Genomic DNA, 17,806 nt, shown 5'->3' with positions numbered 1-17,806 from the left:
TTTAGCAAGAAAATTGCCCCGTAGTTTCCATAGAATAAAAAGCCTAAAAACGCATTCTACACACGGCGCTAAAAAAGCACCGGGGTTTGTCGAGTGAATAAGACGGCGGAGATAAGATTCACATTTTGAGGAGAAGCTTGCCGCGCGTCACGGCAAGCTTAATCAACGCGCGGCTAGCGCGCCCCTCCTGATAAGTCTTTTTTCTTCCGACTTTTCCACGTGAAGCCAAATGCGTTGCGCAGGGCTTTTTACAACATGTCATGACAAGACTATCACAAGACATGTCATCAAAAGCTACTGTTATTTGTTTATAAACAAGCTTGTTGCGCGGAACGCAAGATCAAGTCGCCAGTTCAGAGCGGCGTCATGCTCCGCTTGCCGCCTACCGGCCACACACTCATCTACAACAGGAGAAACAGATGAAAATGGAAACTATGCTGCAGAATCCTCTGGCTACCGACGGTTTTGAATTTGTCGAATACACGTCCCCCACAACGGAAGGCATCGCCAAGCTGAAGGCCCTGTTCCTGTCGTTGGGGTTCAGCGAAGTCGCGCGCCACCGCAGCAAGAACGTCAGCCTGTTCCGCCAGGGCGATATCAATTTCATCTTGAACGGCGAACCGTCGCAGCCGGCCAACGCCTTTGGCCATGAACACGGCCCGTCGGCTTGTGCGATGGCGTGGCGCGTCAAGGACGCGGCCAAGGCCTATGAATACGCATTGGCCCACGGCGCCAAAAAGTACGAGCGCCCAATCGGTTTCATGGAGCTGAATATTCCTGCAGTGGAGGGGATTGGCGGCTCGGCGCTGTATTTCGTCGATCGCTACGGCCCGGAACACAGCATCTACGACGTGGACTTCGTGCCGCTGGAGGGAGTGGACCAGCATCCGGAAGGCGTGGGCCTGTATGAGATCGATCACCTGACCCACAACGTGTTCCGCGGCAATATGGCCAAGTGGGCGGGCTTCTACACCGATATCGCCAACTTCCGCGAAATCCGTTACTTCGATATCGAAGGCAAGCTCACCGGCCTGGTGTCCCAGGCGATGACCAGCCCCTGCGGCAAGATTCGCATCCCGATCAACGAGTCCTCCGACGACAAGAGCCAGATCGAGGAATTCCTGCGCGAATACCACGGCGAAGGCATCCAGCACATCGCGTTGACCACCCGCGACATTTACAAGACCGTGGAAACGCTGAAAGCCGCCGGCACTCGTTTTCTCGACACTCCCGACACCTATTATGAGAAAGTGGACGAGCGCGTGCCGGGACACGGCGAGGACCTGGAGCGTCTGCGCAAGAACCACATCCTGGTGGACGGCGCGCCGGTGGACGGTGCCGGCATCCTGCTGCAAATCTTTACCGAGACCGTGATCGGCCCGATCTTCTTCGAGATCATTCAACGCAAGGGCAACGAGGGATTTGGCGAGGGCAACTTCCGCGCGCTGTTCGAGTCGATTGAAGAAGATCAGATCCGCCGCGGCGTCATTTAAATAGCGGTTTACGATCCCGCGGGCCAAGGCGAAGCCAGCCGTTGCGGCTGAAGAAGCGGAGCGCGCCACGGCGCATGAGCATTCCGCAGCCGGTTCCACCACGGCGTCGCTGAGGCGCGGCAGACTACGAACCGGCTTTAAGCCCGCAGTTCTATCGATGCCATCCCGCCGCCTGGGCGGCGGGATTGAAGGACACACCATGCGTAAATGGATTCAATATCCCCACCGCGAAGGCACCGTCTCGCGCCAGGCGCACGCCGACTTTCCGGACACAGCCATCTATGAGCGCGAAGTGGGCCGCAGTGGTTTTTTCGGCCCCGCCACTCATCTGCATCACAAGCACCCGCCCACCGGCTGGAGCGCCTGGGAGGGCCCGCTGCGCCCGCGCGCTTTTGACCTGAACGAGCTGCCCAAGAACGTGGCCGCGCCCTGGGCCGCTCCGCTGGTGTTGCACAACGCCCAATGCAAGCTGCGCATCTGGAGCGTGGATCAGGCGATGACTCAGCTGTTCCGCAATGGCGACGGCGACGACATGCTGTTCATCCACGCCGGCAGTGGCGAGCTATTTTGCGATTACGGCCATTTGAGTTATCGCGACGGCGACTACATCCTGATGCCGCGCTCCACCAGTTGGCGTATCGAGCCGGCCGCGCCCACCACCATGCTATTGATTGAGGCGAGCAACGGCGCCTACCAGTTGCCGGACAAGGGGCTGGTGGGGCCGCACGCCATTTTCGACGAGGCGATGCTGGACGTGCCGGCGATCAACGACGCCTTCCGCGCCCAGCAGACCGAGGACGAGTGGCAAGTGGTGATCAAGCGCCGCGGCGCCCTGTCCACCGTGACCTATCCGTTCAATCCGCTGGACGCGATAGGTTGGCACGGCAACCATTCCGTCGCTCGCATCAACTGGCGCGACATCCGGCCGCTGATGAGCCACCGCTACCATTTGCCGCCGTCTGCGCACACGACTTTCGTCGCTGACGGTTTCGTGATCTGCACCTTTGTGCCGCGGCCGATAGAGTCCGATCCCGGCGCTTTGAAGGTCCCGTTCTATCACAACAACGACGATTACGACGAAGTGATCTTCTACCACGCCGGCGATTTCTTCAGCCGCGACAACATCAAGCCGGGCATGCTGACTTTCCACCCGGCCGGCTTCACCCACGGGCCCCATCCCAAAGCCTTCGCCAAGGCGATGACAGACCCCAAGACCTTTACCGACGAAGTGGCGGTGATGATAGACACGCGCGACGCGTTGGAGCAGGGGCCGCAGATGCCGGAGGTGGAGTGGGCCCAATATGTGGATAGTTGGAAACCCAAGCCCTAGTCGCCTGGCGTTATCGCTGCTGCGCAAGCCGATCTCGACGCTGCGATGCTCGCGGTGCCATTTGTACCGCTGCGCTTCTCCCGCCGGCCTCCACCTGCTCGCGACGCGATAGCGCTCAGGCGGTGTTGTGGATGTCACACCGTATTACTGGAATTTCAGCTGCCCAGCTGCAGAAAGAATAGAAGATGAAACTCGCCACTTATCAGAATCAAACTCGCGACGGCCAGTTGTTGGTTGTCAGCCGCGACCTGTCCCGCGCGGTGGCGGTGCCGCAGATCGCCGCCAGCCTGCAGCAGGCTCTGGACGGTTGGGACGCGCTGGCGCCGCGTTTGCAGGAGGTTTACGCCGCGCTTAACGAAGGCGAGGTGCCGGGCGCTTTCCCGTTTGAGGCGCAGCGTTGTCATAGCCCGATGCCGCGCGCCTATCAATGGGCGGACGGTAGCGCCTATCTGAACCATGTCGAGCTGGTGCGCAAGGCGCGCGGCGCGGAAGTGCCGGCCAGCTTCTACCACGACCCGCTGATGTACCAGGGCGGCTCCGACGCCTTCCTGCCGCCGCTGGCGCCCATTCCGCTGCGCGACGAAGCCTGGGGCTTGGACTTTGAGGGCGAGGTGGCGGTGATCACCGGCGATGTGCCGCTTGGTGCCGACGCCGCCGCCTGCGCCGGTCATATCCGCTTGCTGATGCTGGTCAACGACGTCAGCCTGCGTAATCTGATTCCCAACGAACTGGCCAAGGGTTTCGGCTTTTTCCAGAGCAAGCCCGCCACCGCCTTCTCGCCGGTTGCGGTGACCCCGGATGAGCTGGGCGCGGCCTGGCGCGACGGCAAGGCGCATTTGCCGCTGCTGGTTGAATACAATGGCGCGCCTTACGGCCATCCCAACGCCGGCGTGGAAATGCAGTTCAGCTTCCCGCAGTTGGTGGCTCACGTAGCCAAGACCCGAGAACTGGCGGCCGGCTCCATCATCGGCTCCGGCACCGTGTCCAATCACGACCGCAGCGTAGGCTCCTGCTGCCTGGCGGAACAGCGGATGATAGAGACCATCGAGACTGGCGCGCCGACCACTCCGTTCATGAAAGTGGGCGACCGCGTTCGCATCGAGATGAAGGACGCCGCCGGCGCCAGCATCTTCGGCGCCATTGAGCAGATTGTGGTGAAGCATGACTGAACGCGTGCTGTACGGTTATTTCCGTTCCAGCGCCTCCTATCGGGTGCGTATCGCGCTGAATCTCAAGGGGCTGGATTACCGTTATCAAGCGGTCAATTTGCTCAAGGGCGAGCAGCGCAGCCCCGAGTATCTGGCGATCAACCCACAGGGCTTGGTGCCGTTGCTGGATGACGGCGGGGTCAAGATCGCGCAGTCCCTGGCCATCTGCGAATATCTGGACGAAGCCTATCCGGATACGCCGCGGCTGTTGCCGGCCGGCGCGGCGGCGAGGGCGCGGGTCCGCGCGCTGGCGCTGGCCATCGCCGCCGATATCCACCCATTACAAAACGTCCGGGTTGGCAAGTATCTGCAGACCGAGTACGGCAAGGACGAGGAAGGCAAGGCGGAATGGATACGGCACTGGATTCAGACCGGCTTCGACGCGCTGGAGCCGTTGCTGGCCGCAACGCCTGGCCGCTACGCGGCGGGCGAGCAGCCGACGCTGGCCGATGTTTGCCTGCTGCCGCAGGTATTCAGCGCCCGGCGTTTCGGCTTGGATCTGGCGGCTTATCCAAACATCGTTCGCATAGCCGACGCGCTGGAGCGGTTGTCGGCTTTCGCCGACGCGCATCCGTCTCGTCAGCCGGACGCGATCTAAGTCTTTGATCCGGCGGGCCGGTCTTCTCGGAGGACCGGCCCGTCTGTTTTTCCTGTCTGACGGCAGCTCGTTTTTTTGTAATTATTCCTTGACGCGAGTAGCGTCCTCTGATTAAATGCGTGGCTCTGACGGCGCGACAGCGCAGCAGTGATGGCCAGTTAGCTCAGTTGGTAGAGCAGCGGATTGAAAATCCGCGTGTCCGTGGTTCGATTCCGCGACTGGCCACCATCACCGCCTTAGCTTCAGCACCCGTCGGCCAGTTAGCTCAGTTGGTAGAGCAGCGGATTGAAAATCCGCGTGTCCGTGGTTCGATTCCGCGACTGGCCACCAGATACCTGAAAAAGCCGAACTCCCTGAGTTCGGCTTTTCGCATTGCGGCGCCGGGAGTTCGCCCCGGACCTGGTTCTGGCCGGGAGCATGGCATAATGCGGCCATGAAACCGCTGCCTCCACTTTATACCCTGGTCGCTTTTGAAGCCGTGGCCCGGCTCTCCAGCTTTACTCAGGCCGCCGCGGAGCTGAATCTGTCGCAAGGCGCGGTGAGCCGCCAGTTATTACTGCTGGAGGACTATCTGGGCTGCAAGTTGCTGCAGCGCGGCACCCGCAAGGTGGTGTTGACCCAGGCCGGCGCACAGTATCTGGAAGAAGTCCGTTCCGCCTTGGAGCAGCTGGTTGGGGCCACCGCCAGCCTGATGCATTGGCAGCAAGACAAACAGGTCACCGTAGCCTGTTCCACCGCAATCGCCTCCTTATGGCTGATGCCCCATCTATCCGCCTTTCGCCAAGCGCAGCCGGATCTCTCTATCCGCATCCTGGCCAACGATAATATCCAGGAGCTGCAGGTGGGTGAATTCGATCTCGGTATTTACTACTTCCGCCAGCCTCCCAAGGCCGCTAATGCGATGGCCTTGTTCGATGAGCAAATGTACGCAGTCTGTAGTCCGACATATTTGTCGGCCGGGCCGCTGTCGGCAACGGCTTTGTTGGATGAGACGCTGATCACCATGGAGGGCGGCTTGCGGGACTGGTTCAACTGGCCGCAATGGTTTGCCGCCCAAGACATCGCCTGGCGGCCGGCGGCCAGGCAGTTGAGCGTGACCAATCACCACTTGGCGGTGCAGGCCGCGCTGGCCGGGCAAGGGGTGGCGCTGGCCTGGGGCTATTTGATCGATAGCTACCTGGCCAGCGGCGCGTTGGTGATGGCGGCGGACGCCAAGGTGATGATGAGCGGCGCCTTTTATCTGCTGCAGCCGGAGCGGCGGCAGCTCAAGCCGGCAACTCGGCTGTTCGCCGATTGGCTGACCTCGCTGGTGGCGGCGCAGTAATGGCGGCAGATGGCTGCGGGGGTGCCGAGATGCGTGGGTTGCGCAGATGGATTAATGAGCTGGCAACATAAATCTATCTAAAACTATCGTTTGTCCCGGGCTGGACTCATCGCCGACACTGGCCAGGCCAGGGCAATAGGCCCTGGCCTGTCTGCAAGCCGCGCCGGCCTTAGACCGGCAGCCCTCGGGGCGACAGCGGCGGCAGGCTCCATCGAGGAGACAAATCATGCATAGCCATCATCGCATCAAGCCCCTGGTGTTCTGGCCCACTTTCTTATTGCTGCTGGCGGCCTTGCTGCTCAGCTATCTCGACCTGCCCGCCTTTCTCAGCCTGGCCAGCGGCGCCAACAAATGGATACTCGGCCATTTTTCCTGGCTGTTCAGTCTGGCCAGCTTCAGCTTGCTGCTGACCTGTGTCTGGGTCTATTGCTCGCCGATAGGCAAGCTGCGCATTGGAGGGGAGGGCGCCCAGCCGCTGCTGGGTCGCAAGCGCTGGTTCGCCGTCACTTTGATGACCACCATGGCGGTGGGCGTATTGTTCTGGACCTCGGCCGAGCCGATTTACCACCTGTACTACCCGCCAGCGGCGTATGGCCTGCGCGCCGGCAGCGCCGAGGCCGCCAGCTTCGCCATGTCGGCCATGTTTCTGCACTGGACGTTCACCCCTTACGCGATTTACACCGTGCCGGCCCTGCTGTTCGGCCTGGTGTTTTACAACCTCAAGCTGCCGTTCTCGGTGGGCAGCATGTTGCAGCCCTTGCTGGGGCGTTGGGTGAGCGGCCGCAGCGGGCATTTGATAGACGCGCTGGCCTTGTACGCCTTGGTGGCCGGCATGGCTTCCAGCCTGGGCACCGGCGCGCTGGCATTGGTGGGGGGTATCAACCAGTACTTGCCGCTGCCCGCCAGTCCGTTCAGCCTCGGGCTGGTCATCGCCGCGATTGTGGTGACCTTTGTTTGCTCGGCGCTCAGCGGCCTGCAGCGCGGGCTGACCTGGCTGTCCAGCATCAATACCTGGATCTTGCTGGCGCTGGCCGGCTTTTTGCTGATCTTTGGGCCCACCACCTTCATCCTGGCGTTTGGCCTGGAGTCGTTCGGCAACTATTTGAACCAGTTCTTCCGGCTAAGCTTGTCCACCGGAGCCGCCAGCCAGGACGGTTGGGCGGGATCCTGGACCATCTTCTACTGGGCGGTATGGTTTGCCTGGGCGCCGATCAGCGCCATGTTCCTCGGCAAAATCTCGCGTGGTTATACCGTGCGCGAAGTGATTGTGATGAATTTGCTGCTGCCGGCCGGCTTTACCGCGCTGTGGATCATGATTTTCAGCGGCACCGCCCTATCCATTGATTTGGGCCAGGCGGGCCTGCTCAAAAACGTGCTGGAGCAGCAGGGCGTGGAGAATGTGCTGTACACCATCATCCGTCAGCTGCCGATGAGTGAAATCATGATGGCCATGGTGGTGTTCATCGCTTTTCTCAACTATGTCACCGCGGCGGACAGCAATACCGACGCCATCAGCAATTTGTGCACCTCCGGCTTTTACGCCGACAGCGCCGAGAAAGCCGGCAAGAGCATGAAGTTGGTGTGGGGTGGCGTGATCGGCCTGGTGTCCTGGGTGATGACCAGCTACGCCGGCGGCGTCGACGGCGTCAAAATGATGTCCAATCTCGGCGGCCTGCCGGCCTTGCTCATCGTCATGGGGTGCATGCTGTCGCTCATTGTGCTGGTGAATTCCGGCAGGCTGGAGCGCCTGTCCGCCAGCGAGGCGGCCGCCGCCGCCAAGGAGTCGCAAGCATGAAAACCATTACACAGTTGCCGCACGCCATTCGGGAAGTGGAACACTTCACCATCACCTTGGCCGATGGTTGCCAATTGGCGGCACGGATGTGGCTGCCGCGGGATGCCGAAACCAGACCGGTGCCGGCGATTCTGGAATACCTGCCTTATCGCAAGCGCGATGGCACCGCGGTGCGCGATCAGCTGACCCATCCTTATCTCGCCGGTCACGGCTATGCTTGTCTGCGGGTGGATATGCGTGGTTGTGGCGAATCCGACGGTGACTTCGTCGATGAATACCTGCAACAGGAACAGGACGATGCCTTGGAAGTGATTGCCTGGATCGCCGCGCAGCCATGGTGCAGCGGCAAGGTGGGCATGATGGGCATTTCCTGGGGCGGTTTCAACAGCCTGCAAGTGGCCGCCCGTCAGCCGGAGGCCTTGAAAGCCGTCATCACCATATGCTCCACCGATCATCGCTACGCCGACGATATCCATTACAAGGGCGGCGCGCTATTGCTGGAGAACCTGGGCTGGGCCGGCACCATGCTCAGCTACTGCGCCGCCGCGCCCGATCCGCTGCTGGTGGGCGAGGCCTGGCGCGAACGCTGGCTGCAAAGGCTGGAGCGGATGCCGCTGCTGCTCAAGACCTGGTTGAGCCACCAGACCGACGATGACTATTGGCGGCATGGCTCCATCTGCACCGATTACCGCGCCATCAAGGCCGCGGTCTACGCGGTGGGCGGCTGGGGCGACGCCTACCATAACGCCGTCGGCCGGATGATGCAGCACCTGAGCTGCCCGAAAAAAGCGCTGATCGGTCCGTGGGCCCATAAGTATCCGCACTTCGCGGTGCCGGATCCGGCGATCGGTTTTTTGCAGGAAGCGCTGCGCTGGTGGGACTACTGGTTGAAGGATGTCGACACCGGCATCATGGCCGAAGACCCGGTGACCTTGTATCTGCAAGACGCGGCGCCGCCGCGGGCCAGCTATGCCGAGCGTCCGGGTGTTTGGCTGCGCGATCCGGCCTGGCCTAGCCCGCATGTTCGCCTGCAGCAATGGGGGCTGGGCGCCGCCGGGGAATTGCGGCCGGGGGCTTCCGATGTCGGTGAGCTTGGCATCCGCTCGCCGCTGACCACCGGCGCCGCCTGCGGCGAATACTGCGTGATCTGGTTGGGGCCGGAGTTTCCACTGGATCAGCGCCGCGACGACGCCGGCTCGCTGGTGTTCGACAGCCAGGCGCTGGAGCGGGAGCTGCCGCTGCTGGGCGCGCCGGTGCTGCGGCTGCGCCTGAGGTGCGATAGCCCCAGCGGTCAACTGGCGGTGCGGCTCAACGATGTGGCGCCGAACGGGGCGGCGACCCGCGTCAGTTACGGGGTGCTGAACCTGGCCTTGCGGGACAGCTATCAACAGCTGCAGGCGGTGCAGCCGGGCGAGTGGATGGAGATTCGGCTGCAACTGGACGATTGCGGCTACCGTCTGCCGGCGGGTCATCGGCTGCGGCTGAGCGTTTCCAGCGCCTACTTCCCGCTGATCTGGCCGGCGGCCGACCATGCCCGGCTGAGCTTGGACTTGGCCGGCGCCGAGCTCAGCCTGCCGGTGCATGATCTGAGCACCGTGGTGGCGAAGCCCTTTGCCACGCCAGAAGCCGCGCCGCCGCTGGCCTTGAGCTATTTACGCCCACCCGCCAGCAGCCGCGAAATCATCGAGGACGCGATGAGCGGTGAGGTCCGCACCGTGATCCGCGACGATTTCGGCCACTATCGTTTTGGCGACCACGGTTTGGAAGTGGCGCAAACCTGCGAGGAAATCTACCGCATCCAGCCTGATCAGCCCTTGTCGGCCAGCGGCGCGGTGAAGTGGAGTTATCGCGCGGGGCGTGGCGATTGGCAAGTCAGGGTGGAGAGCGAGTTGGCGCTGACGGCGGATGCCGGCCATTTCCACATCCTGGCGCGGCAAAGCGCCTGGGAGGGGGAGCAATTGCTGCAGCAGCGGGAATGGGACGAATATGTGCCGCGCCACGCCCAATAGGGTGGGGCTCCTCAAGGAGGGGGCGTCATGATGTGGTTTGACTGGATAGGGCTAATCGGCGTGTTTTTCTATCTATTGGCCTACAGCCTGCTGCAATGGAGGCTGGTGGACTTGAGCGACTACAGCTACAGCGGCTTCAACCTGATTGGCGCGGTGTTGTTGTTGATCTCGCTGTGCTATGCCTTCAATCTGGCGTCCTTGCTGGCGCAGGTGCTGTGGATAGCCATCAGCCTGGTGGGCATGCGTAAAACGCGTAAGGAGCGTTTGCTGGCCTTGCCGGGAAGGGAGGGCGTTTAGGCCTATTGGCCGGATCGAAACGGCGCTCTTCAGGACAGCATGGCAAGCCGCCATGCCGTCCGTCCTCAGGGCTTCGGGTTAGTTGGTGGTTCGATTCCGCGACTGGCCAGCGGCTTGTTGCATGAGGTGTTGGCTTGCCATTTAATATATAATTATATATAATATATATTGTTATGTTGAGGAGACGAGCATGAGCCAGCATTACCCCGATCTAAGCGCGGAACTGGGCGCGGAATTGAGCAAGCTGCGCAAGGAAATCCCGGAAACCATGAAAGGCTTTGGCCAGATGAGCCGTGCCGCGCACGCGGACGGCGCCTTGTCGAACCGGACCAAGGAGTTGATTGCGCTGGCCATCGGCATCGCCAACCGCTGTCATGGCTGTCTGGCCTTTCACGCCAAGGCCTTGGTGGAGCTGGGTTGCAGCCGCGCCGAATTCATGGAGATGTTGCAGGTGGCTATTTATATGGGCGGCGGTCCGTCCTTGATGACCGCGGCGGAGGCGCTGCAGGCCTATGAGCAGTTTGGCGGCGAGGCCGCGCCCAACTGATACCGGTTTGGATCAGAAAGCGCCCGCTCGCATTGATGGGCAGCGCCGCCGAGCGGGCGTATACTATGCGCTTCTGTTGTCGCGGGAGTTTGATGGTGTATCACTTCATCGCATCCGATCTGGATGGCACCTTGCTGGACCCCAACCACGCGGTGGACCCGTTCACCGCCGCCACGTTGCAGACCTTGCAGGCGCGCGGCGTGCGATTCGCCATCGCCACCGGCCGCCATTATCTGGATGTGCAGGGCATTCGTCAGGCGCTGGGCATCCGGGCTCACCTGATTACTTCCAACGGCGCTCGGGTCCATGATCCCGACGACAAGCTGGTGCATCGCCAGGATATCGATCCCGCCTTGGTGCGCAGGCTGGCGCAGCCGGAATTCGCTGCCGGCACGGTACTGAACTTCTATCTGGACGACGCTTGGCTGATTGATCAGCCTTGCCAGTATCTGCTCAATTTCCACGCCGATTCCGGTTTGCGCTATCAATTGGCGGATCTGGCCGGGCACAGCGGCTCGGGCGTGGGCAAAGTGCTCTACATCGGCGAGCACGCGCATTTGCTGGAGGTGGAGCGCAAGCTGCACCAGGCCTTTGGCGATGAGCTGTACATTACTTTCTCGGCCGACGACTGCCTGGAAGTGATGGCGCCCGGCGTATCCAAAGGCCACGCGCTGGAGCTGGTGTTGGCGGATTTGGGCCTGGATAAGGCGCATTGCCTGGCTTTCGGCGACGGCCAAAACGATATCGAACTGCTGCGCACTGCCGGCCACCCGCGGATGATGGGCAACGCCCAGGCTCGTCTGGCAGAGCAACTGCCGGATGTGCCGCGCATAGGCAGCAACCGCGAGGCAGGGGTGGCCCGCCATTTGCGCGAGTTGTTCGCCTTGTAGTCGTAAACGGAGTTCCAATAAAAAACGCCAGCGCAAGCGCTGGCGTTTTGCATGTCGGGGCGCGCCCGTTCAGTCTTGCAGCGCTTGCGCCAGGCCGGCGGCCCGGTCGCCGACGATCAGGTGCCAGACGCCGGGAGCCACTTCCTGCATCGCCGCCACGCCGGCCGCGCGAGCGGCGTCCTGATTGAACAGCGCGCCCTGTTTCAGCTCCACGCGCAAGCGGGTATGGGCGATGGCTTCCACCTTGGCCAGATTGGCCGCGCCGCCCAGCGCCTGGAGCAGCGCCGCGGCCTGGTTCTGATCGGCGGCGGGCGTCGGTGTTGCGGCATGAAGCACTGGAGCCGGCGCGCTGGCGGGCGCGTCGACTTCGGCGTCCGCGCCGGCGCCGCGCAGATAGATTTCCATATCGGTTTTCAGGTTTTCCGACTGCGGGCCGAAGATGGCCTGGATGCCGGTGCCCACTACCACCACGCCGGATGCGCCCATGCTCTTGAGCTTGGCCTGATTCACCTTGGCGGGTTCCCGCACCGCGATGCGCAGGCGGGTGATGCAGGCGTCCAGGCTGCTGATGTTGCTGCGGCCGCCAAAGGCCAGCACCAATTCGCGCGCGCGCGCGTCTTCGCTGACTGTTTCGCCTGCATCGGCGCTCTCGTCCTCGCGGCCCGGGGTTTTCAGGTTGAACTTGGCGATGACGAAGCGGAACACCCCGTAGTAGATGGCCGCGTAGATCGGACCGAGGATGAACACGTACCAGGCGTGCTTGGCCTTGTCTCCGATCAGGTTGAACATCAGGAAATCGATGCCGCCCTGGGAGAAGGTGAAGCCCATGTGCATGTCCAGGGTGTTGGCGATGAATTGCGCCGACGCCGCCAGGCAGGCATGGAGGAAATACAGCACCGGCGCCACGAACAGGAAGGAGAATTCGATGGGCTCGGTGATGCCGGTGAGGAAGGACGTTAGAGCGGCGGAAATCATGATGCCGCCCACTTTGACGCGGTTCTCCGGTTTGGCCGAATGCCAGATGGCGATGGCCGCGGCCGGCAGGCCGAACATCTTGAACAGGAAGGCCCCGGACAGGATGCCCGCGGTGGGGTCGCCGGCGAAGAAGCGGTTGATGTCGCCGTGTATCATTTTGCCGCTTACCGCGTCGGGGAAGGCGCCGATTTCAAAGAAGAAGGGCACGTTCCAGATGTGGTGCAGGCCAAAGGGCAACAGCAGACGCTCGACAAAGCCGTAGACGGTGGCGGCGGTGCGCGGATCGCTGACCGCGGCCCACTGCGAGAAGCTCTTGATGGCGTTGCCTATCGGCGGCCAGATGAAGGACAGAGCCACGCCCAGCGCGATGGCGCTGATGGCGGTGACGATGGGCACAAAGCGCTTGCCGGCGAAGAAGCCCAGATATTCGGGCAATTTGATCCGGTAATAGCGGTTGAACATATACGCCGCCAGTCCGCCGGCGAGAATGCCGCCGAACACGCCGGTCTGTATCGACGGCAAGCCCATGATGGTATCGGGTTTGACGCCCATCAGGCCGGCCATCACCCCTAGTGTGACGGTGGTGACCAGATGGCCGATCACCGCGGCGATCGCGGCCACGCCATCGTTCTCGGTAAAGCCCAGCGCCACGCCGACGGCGAAGATCAGCGGCAGATTGCCGAAGATCACGTCGCCGGCGTTTTTCATCAGCGACAGGATGGCCAGCGCCACGGTGCTCTGGGTGTGGAAATCGGTGGCGCCTATGCCCAGCAGCAGGCCGGCTACCGGCAGCACGGCCACCGGCAGCATCAGCGCTTTGCCGATCTTTTGCAGAAATGCGAATGATTGACTAAACATGGTGGTTCATTCCTTGCTCAACAGCGTAGGAAATAGCGGGCGGCGTTCGCCGCCCCACATCGCTCCGGATGACCGGAGAGTTTCGTTTATCGAGCTTGCGCGTTCAGATGCTCGCGGACTTCGCTCGCCGTGGACAGGGCCAGCGCCTGCTGCGCCAGGGTCCGGCACTCCGCCGCGCTCCAGCGCGACAGCGTGGCCTTGACCGCGGCCAGCGCCGGGGTGCTGACCGACAGCTCGGTGACGCCCATGCCCACCAGCAGCGGCGCGGCGCGTTCGTCCGAGGCGAGGCCGCCGCAGATGCCCACCCATTTGCCGTGGGCGCGGGCGCCGTCGCAGGTCATCGCGATCATCGCCAGCACCGCCGGGTGCAGCGCGTCGGCTTGCTTGGCCAGCTGCGGGTGGCCGCGGTCCATCGCCAGCACGTACTGAGTCAGGTCGTTGGTGCCTATGGAGAAGAAGTCCACTTCAGGCGCGAAGCGCGCGGCCATGACGGCGGCGGAAGGCACTTCCACCATGATGCCCACTTTGACGTCTTGTCTGCCGCTTGCGGCCTGCTCTTCGGCCAGCACGGCCTTGGCGGCGCGCAGTTCGTCCAGCGAGGCCACCATCGGGAACATGATGTGCAAGCGGGTCAGCGGCGCGGCCTGCAAGATGGCGCGCAATTGGGTGCGTAGCAGGTCCGGACGTTCCAGGCTGACGCGGATGCCGCGCAAGCCCAGGAAGGGGTTGTCTTCCTTGGGCAGGGGCAGGTAAGACAAGGGCTTGTCGCCGCCCACGTCCAGCGTGCGCACCACCAATGGGCGTTCCGTGCCCAGCGCACGGGCCACCGCACAGTATTCCTCCGCCTGTTCCTGCTCGCTGGGCGGGGTGTCGCGGTTGTCGAACAGGAACTCCGAACGCAGCAGGCCGACGCCCTCGGCACCCATAGCCACCGCTTCGCGCGCGTCGGCGGCGTTGCGGATATTGGCCACCACTTCGATGCGGACGCCGTCGCTGGTGCGGGCTTCCCGCTGCGACATCGCCGCCTCGGCCGCGCGGCGTTCCGCGATTTGCGCGATCTCCGCCTCTGCGGTGGCCAGTTGCTCGGCGTTCGGCGCGATGCGCAGCGTGCCGCGGCCGCCGTCGATGATGACTTGTTCGCTGTCGGGCAGGGCCAGCGCGGCTTGGGAGATGCCACAGATCGCCGGGATGCCCAGCGAACGGGCCAGGATGGCCACGTGGCTGGTGGCGCCGCCGGTGCGGGTACAGAAACCCCGCACTTTTTTGGGATCCAGCGCGGCGGTGTCGGATGGAGTCAGGTCTTCCGCGATTAGAATGGAGCCGGCCGGCACGTCCAGGCTGGCCTGTTTGATGCCTGCCAGCAAGGCCAGCACCCGGCGGCCCACGTCGCGGATGTCGTTGGCGCGCTCTCGCAGCAGTGCGTTGTCTTGCGCTTCCAGGCGCGCGGAGTAGGAACTGAAGGCGGCGCGCCAGGACCAGGCGGCGGATTTGCCGTCCGCCAGGCCGGCGTAGGTTTGCGCCAGCAGGTCCGGGTCTTGCAGCAGTTCCTGGTGCATGGACAGGATGGCTTGTTTGGCTTTGTCGGTCAGTTGACTCTTGACCGCGTCTATCTGCTGGGCGGCTTCTTCAGTGGCGCGGGCGAAGTGCTGCTGCTCCAGGCTGGCGCCCTGGCCGAATTCCGGCACGTCGAATTCCTGCAGCCGGTGATGGTAAACGCGGCCGATGGCCAGGCCGGGAGAGGCGCCGACGCCGACCAGCAACTCCGCGCTTTCCAGTTGTTGGGCCGCGGCGGCGATGGGCGCGGGCGCTGCCGGCGCTTCGTCTTCGGCCTCGCCGCAGCGGTCCAGCAGCAGTTGGGTCAGTTCGGCCAGCGCCTGTTCAGCGTCCTCGCCGGCGGCTTCGATGCGCACTTTGTCGCCCTTGCGGGTGGACAGGCCCATCACGCCGACCACGGACTTGGCGTTGGCGGACTGTTCGTCCAGCAGCAAGTGGATGTCTGACTGGAAGCTTTTCGCCTTGCTGGCGAACACGGCGGCCGGGCGAGCGTGCAGGCCGGCTGGATTGGTGATTTCGATTTCCGGCGACAGCAGTTTGGCTCCGCCGGTCGGCGCCGCGGCGGCGGCCGCGCCGGTCAGTTCCAGCTCCAGCACCGCGGTCTTGCCGGCTTCGACCAGGCCGCTGGCACGGTGCATGGCGCTGACGGTTTCGTCGCCGTTGGTGATGATGATCTGGGTCAGCAGGCTTTGCGCGTTGCGCGCCACCAAATCCAGATTGAAGTCGATCAGCGCCTGACCTGCGTTGACGCTCTGTCCTTGTTCCACCAGCGGCTGGAAACCCTGGCCTTTGAGCATGACGGTGTCGATGCCGATGTGCACCATGACTTCCACGCCTTCGGGCGAGGTGATGGTGAGCGCGTGGTGCGCGGAATGGAGATTGCTGACGACGCCGGAGACCGGCGCGAGCAGACTGCAGGAGGTGGGGTCCAGCGAGATGCCGTCTCCCACCATCTTGCCGGCGAACACCGGATCCGGGACGGTGTCCAGGGCGACCAGCCACCCGGAGAGGGGGGCGAGGATCTTCAGTCTTGGCAAGGGTGTGCTCATATGTAACTCCTCAGATCGGGAATTTATCAGTTGTTTTATTACGAGCGTCGGCCTGCTTCTTCATGAGCGGTTCCGCGTGGCGTGCCGGATAGGGTACACCGTACGGATAGGCCTGTCTTGATTCGATGGCACTGTGACATTCATGGCGCCGCAACAGTACAGACGCTTACTGTCCAACTGGCGATATGATGCCAATATTGTAGTTAAACTACATCGAAATAACGGTGCAGCTTGATGGCAATCAAGAAATTGCGCAAGTAGGAATTCACGTATTTGCACTAGTACGCGCGTCGGCGGCGGGGAAGGGAGCGGGACGGCTGCGGCGGGGATTGATTTTGCGTGGAAAAGAAGCCGCCTTGGCCGCGGGCGCGGCAACGGGGCGGCTGTTGCATTTTTGTTATGCCTGAAATGAAAAACGGCGGCCCGTCGGGGGCCGCCGCCTTGCCGCGCACCGGAGGCGCCGACGTTTCAAGCCTGGCGCTTGTTGTCGCCGAGGAAGAACAAGGCCAGTGAGCCGGCGATCAGGAAGGCCGGGTATTCCCAGCCGCCGCCTTCGTTGGCGAACATCCAGCCGTGGGCGCCGTGCACCAGCACGATGGTGCCGAGCAGCAGAGGGGTCAGCGCCAATGCCACCCAGCGGGCGAAGAAACCGGACAGCAGCAGAAGGCCACCGCCGACTTCGGCCAGGATGGCCAGGTAGCCGACAAAGCCGGGCAGGCCCAGGCTGGCGAAGTAGCCGGCGGTGCCGGCCGGGGTGAACACCAGCAGTTTGAGCAGGCCGTGGGACAAGTACATCAGACCCAGCGACAGACGCAGGATCAGGGTGCCGAGGGCGGGGTTCTGGAAGCGGTTCATGGTGGGTTCCAATCAAGTTTGCGATGGGGTGCATTTGACCATGTAGAGAAAAATCAATAAATCCGCTATTAATAAAAATATTGTTTACCAATAGGAAATTATCATGGACCGCTTTTCGGAAATCCGCGCCTTCGTTTGCGTGGCGGAGTTGGGCAGTTTTGCCGCCGCCGCGGAGCGGCTGGAGCTGTCGCGAGCGATGGTGACCAAGCTGGTGTCCAGTCTGGAAGGGCGTTTGGGTGTGAGGCTGATGCACCGCACCACGCGGCGTTTGTCGCTGACCGAGGCGGGCGAGACTTATCTGGGACAGGCCGGCGGACTGCTGGCCGAGCTTGACGATCTGGACGCCCGTTTATCGCAGGGCGCCAGCAGTCCGGTGGGGCGTTTGCGGGTGTCCGCGCCGGTTTCCTTCGGCATGCGCTACCTAGGGCGCGCAGTGGCGGGTTTTCATCTGCAGTATCCGCAGATCGAAGTGGAGCTGAACCTGAACGACAGGCGGGTGGACTTGGTAGAGGAGGGCTTCGATCTGGGTCTGCGGGTGTCGAACCTGTCCGACTCTTCCCTGGTGGCGCGCCGGCTGGCGCGAATACGGGATCTGGTCGTCGCTGCGCCCAGTTATCTGCAACGTTGCGGCACGCCGGCGAAGCCGGCGGATCTGGCCGAGCATCAGTGCCTGTTGTACGCGCTGACCGCGCAGCCCAATCTATGGGATTTCACCGCGCCGGACGGCAGCAGCGGCCGGGTCAGGGTCAAGGGCATGCTGCGAGCCAACAACGGCGACATCCTGACGGACGCCGCCGTCCACGGCATGGGGGTGATTCTGCAGCCGCGCTTTCTGGTGGAGCAGGGTCTGGCGGACGGCACGCTGGTGCCGCTGCTCAGCGATTACGACTGGCATTGCCTGGACCTGTCGGCGGTGTACCCGGCGCGGCGGCATGTGCCGGGCAAGGTCCGGGCTTTTGTCGATTATCTGCAGCAGTTCTTTCAATAGCGAACGGCCGACGACATTCAGCATGCGCTGGACGCC

The 17,806-nt window shown here is 62.8% G+C and carries 14 protein-coding genes and 2 tRNA genes; 13 read left to right on the top strand and 3 right to left on the bottom strand.

From position 1 onward, the window contains the following. Positions 1-419: 419 nt before the first annotated feature. The 12 genes from hppD to GYH29_RS18345 all read left to right on the top strand — a co-directional run bounded on the left by hppD (position 420) and on the right by GYH29_RS18345 (position 11,491). Positions 420-1,493 carry a 4-hydroxyphenylpyruvate dioxygenase gene (hppD, locus tag GYH29_RS18400; protein ID WP_019103728.1) on the top strand — a complete coding sequence of 358 codons (1,074 nt, stop codon included), beginning with the start codon at positions 420-422 and terminating at the stop codon, positions 1,491-1,493. A 199-nt stretch (positions 1,494-1,692) separates the two neighbouring features. After that, the gene (locus GYH29_RS18395) at positions 1,693-2,823 is read left to right on the top strand and encodes a homogentisate 1,2-dioxygenase (protein ID WP_019103727.1); all 1,131 of its coding nucleotides are present in this window, start codon (positions 1,693-1,695) and stop codon (positions 2,821-2,823) included. Between the two features lie 185 nt (positions 2,824-3,008). Further along, positions 3,009-3,992, top strand: a complete 984-nt coding sequence (locus GYH29_RS18390; RefSeq protein WP_081574200.1) for a fumarylacetoacetate hydrolase family protein — start codon at positions 3,009-3,011, stop codon at positions 3,990-3,992. After that, a complete protein-coding gene (gene maiA, locus GYH29_RS18385; RefSeq protein WP_161524231.1) occupies positions 3,985-4,629 on the top strand; it encodes a maleylacetoacetate isomerase in 645 nt (214 codons plus the stop codon). The genes GYH29_RS18390 and maiA overlap by 8 nt, the downstream gene beginning before the upstream one ends. A gap of 152 nt (positions 4,630-4,781) precedes the next feature. Beyond that, positions 4,782-4,857: transfer RNA gene (locus GYH29_RS18380), tRNA-Phe, on the top strand. A 26-nt stretch (positions 4,858-4,883) separates the two neighbouring features. Further along, a tRNA-Phe gene (locus GYH29_RS18375) sits at positions 4,884-4,959 on the top strand. A 103-nt stretch (positions 4,960-5,062) separates the two neighbouring features. After that, on the top strand, positions 5,063-5,953 hold the full coding sequence (locus GYH29_RS18370; RefSeq protein ID WP_161524230.1) for a LysR substrate-binding domain-containing protein: 891 nt from the start codon (positions 5,063-5,065) through the stop codon (positions 5,951-5,953). Positions 5,954-6,179: 226 nt separating this feature from the next. Next, positions 6,180-7,748, top strand: a complete 1,569-nt coding sequence (locus GYH29_RS18365; RefSeq protein ID WP_161524229.1) for a BCCT family transporter — start codon at positions 6,180-6,182, stop codon at positions 7,746-7,748. After that, complete coding sequence (locus GYH29_RS18360; RefSeq protein WP_161524228.1) at positions 7,745-9,757, top strand: CocE/NonD family hydrolase; 2,013 nt, start codon at positions 7,745-7,747, stop codon at positions 9,755-9,757. Before GYH29_RS18365 ends, GYH29_RS18360 begins: the two co-directional genes overlap by 4 nt. A gap of 27 nt (positions 9,758-9,784) precedes the next feature. Then, positions 9,785-10,054, top strand: coding sequence for a CBU_0592 family membrane protein (locus GYH29_RS18355; RefSeq protein ID WP_081574205.1), 270 nt, complete (start codon positions 9,785-9,787; stop codon positions 10,052-10,054). A gap of 190 nt (positions 10,055-10,244) precedes the next feature. Beyond that, positions 10,245-10,601 carry a carboxymuconolactone decarboxylase family protein gene (locus GYH29_RS18350; protein ID WP_048413425.1) on the top strand — a complete coding sequence of 119 codons (357 nt, stop codon included), beginning with the start codon at positions 10,245-10,247 and terminating at the stop codon, positions 10,599-10,601. Positions 10,602-10,693: 92 nt separating this feature from the next. Continuing rightward, positions 10,694-11,491 (top strand): Cof-type HAD-IIB family hydrolase, encoded by a 798-nt coding sequence (locus GYH29_RS18345; protein ID WP_198001600.1) that lies wholly within the window; start codon positions 10,694-10,696, stop codon positions 11,489-11,491. Between the two features lie 69 nt (positions 11,492-11,560). Here GYH29_RS18345 and ptsG read toward each other — a convergent pair whose 3' ends face one another. From ptsG to GYH29_RS18330, 3 genes are all read right to left on the bottom strand, one after another. Continuing rightward, positions 11,561-13,324 carry a PTS glucose transporter subunit IIBC gene (gene ptsG, locus GYH29_RS18340; protein WP_019103722.1) on the bottom strand — a complete coding sequence of 588 codons (1,764 nt, stop codon included), beginning with the start codon at positions 13,322-13,324 and terminating at the stop codon, positions 11,561-11,563. Positions 13,325-13,410: 86 nt separating this feature from the next. Next, positions 13,411-15,927, bottom strand: coding sequence for a phosphoenolpyruvate--protein phosphotransferase (gene ptsP, locus GYH29_RS18335; RefSeq protein WP_161524227.1), 2,517 nt, complete (start codon positions 15,925-15,927; stop codon positions 13,411-13,413). A gap of 468 nt (positions 15,928-16,395) precedes the next feature. Then, positions 16,396-16,782 carry a DoxX family protein gene (locus GYH29_RS18330; protein WP_019103721.1) on the bottom strand — a complete coding sequence of 129 codons (387 nt, stop codon included), beginning with the start codon at positions 16,780-16,782 and terminating at the stop codon, positions 16,396-16,398. Between the two features lie 103 nt (positions 16,783-16,885). Here GYH29_RS18330 and GYH29_RS18325 point away from each other — a divergent pair, with 103 nt between their 5' ends. Then, positions 16,886-17,770, top strand: a complete 885-nt coding sequence (locus GYH29_RS18325) for a LysR family transcriptional regulator (protein WP_019103720.1) — start codon at positions 16,886-16,888, stop codon at positions 17,768-17,770. Positions 17,771-17,806: the final 36 nt, after the last annotated feature.

Source organism: Chromobacterium haemolyticum (genome assembly GCF_009936155.1).
GTDB lineage: Bacteria > Pseudomonadota > Gammaproteobacteria > Burkholderiales > Chromobacteriaceae > Chromobacterium > Chromobacterium haemolyticum.
This window is presented reverse-complemented; position numbering and strand designations above follow the sequence as displayed.

Coding starts and splice junctions, on each gene's coding strand:
- GYH29_RS18330 (WP_019103721.1), bottom strand. CDS start 16,782: ATGAACCGCTTCCAGAACCCCGCCCTCGGCACCCTGATCCTGCGTCTG.
- GYH29_RS18390 (WP_081574200.1), top strand. CDS start 3,009: ATGAAACTCGCCACTTATCAGAATCAAACTCGCGACGGCCAGTTGTTG.
- GYH29_RS18360 (WP_161524228.1), top strand. CDS start 7,745: ATGAAAACCATTACACAGTTGCCGCACGCCATTCGGGAAGTGGAACAC.
- GYH29_RS18365 (WP_161524229.1), top strand. CDS start 6,180: ATGCATAGCCATCATCGCATCAAGCCCCTGGTGTTCTGGCCCACTTTC.
- GYH29_RS18355 (WP_081574205.1), top strand. CDS start 9,785: ATGATGTGGTTTGACTGGATAGGGCTAATCGGCGTGTTTTTCTATCTA.
- GYH29_RS18370 (WP_161524230.1), top strand. CDS start 5,063: ATGAAACCGCTGCCTCCACTTTATACCCTGGTCGCTTTTGAAGCCGTG.
- GYH29_RS18345 (WP_198001600.1), top strand. CDS start 10,694: ATGGTGTATCACTTCATCGCATCCGATCTGGATGGCACCTTGCTGGAC.
- maiA (WP_161524231.1), top strand. CDS start 3,985: ATGACTGAACGCGTGCTGTACGGTTATTTCCGTTCCAGCGCCTCCTAT.
- ptsP (WP_161524227.1), bottom strand. CDS start 15,927: ATGAGCACACCCTTGCCAAGACTGAAGATCCTCGCCCCCCTCTCCGGG.
- GYH29_RS18395 (WP_019103727.1), top strand. CDS start 1,693: ATGCGTAAATGGATTCAATATCCCCACCGCGAAGGCACCGTCTCGCGC.
- ptsG (WP_019103722.1), bottom strand. CDS start 13,324: ATGTTTAGTCAATCATTCGCATTTCTGCAAAAGATCGGCAAAGCGCTG.
- hppD (WP_019103728.1), top strand. CDS start 420: ATGAAAATGGAAACTATGCTGCAGAATCCTCTGGCTACCGACGGTTTT.
- GYH29_RS18325 (WP_019103720.1), top strand. CDS start 16,886: ATGGACCGCTTTTCGGAAATCCGCGCCTTCGTTTGCGTGGCGGAGTTG.
- GYH29_RS18350 (WP_048413425.1), top strand. CDS start 10,245: ATGAGCCAGCATTACCCCGATCTAAGCGCGGAACTGGGCGCGGAATTG.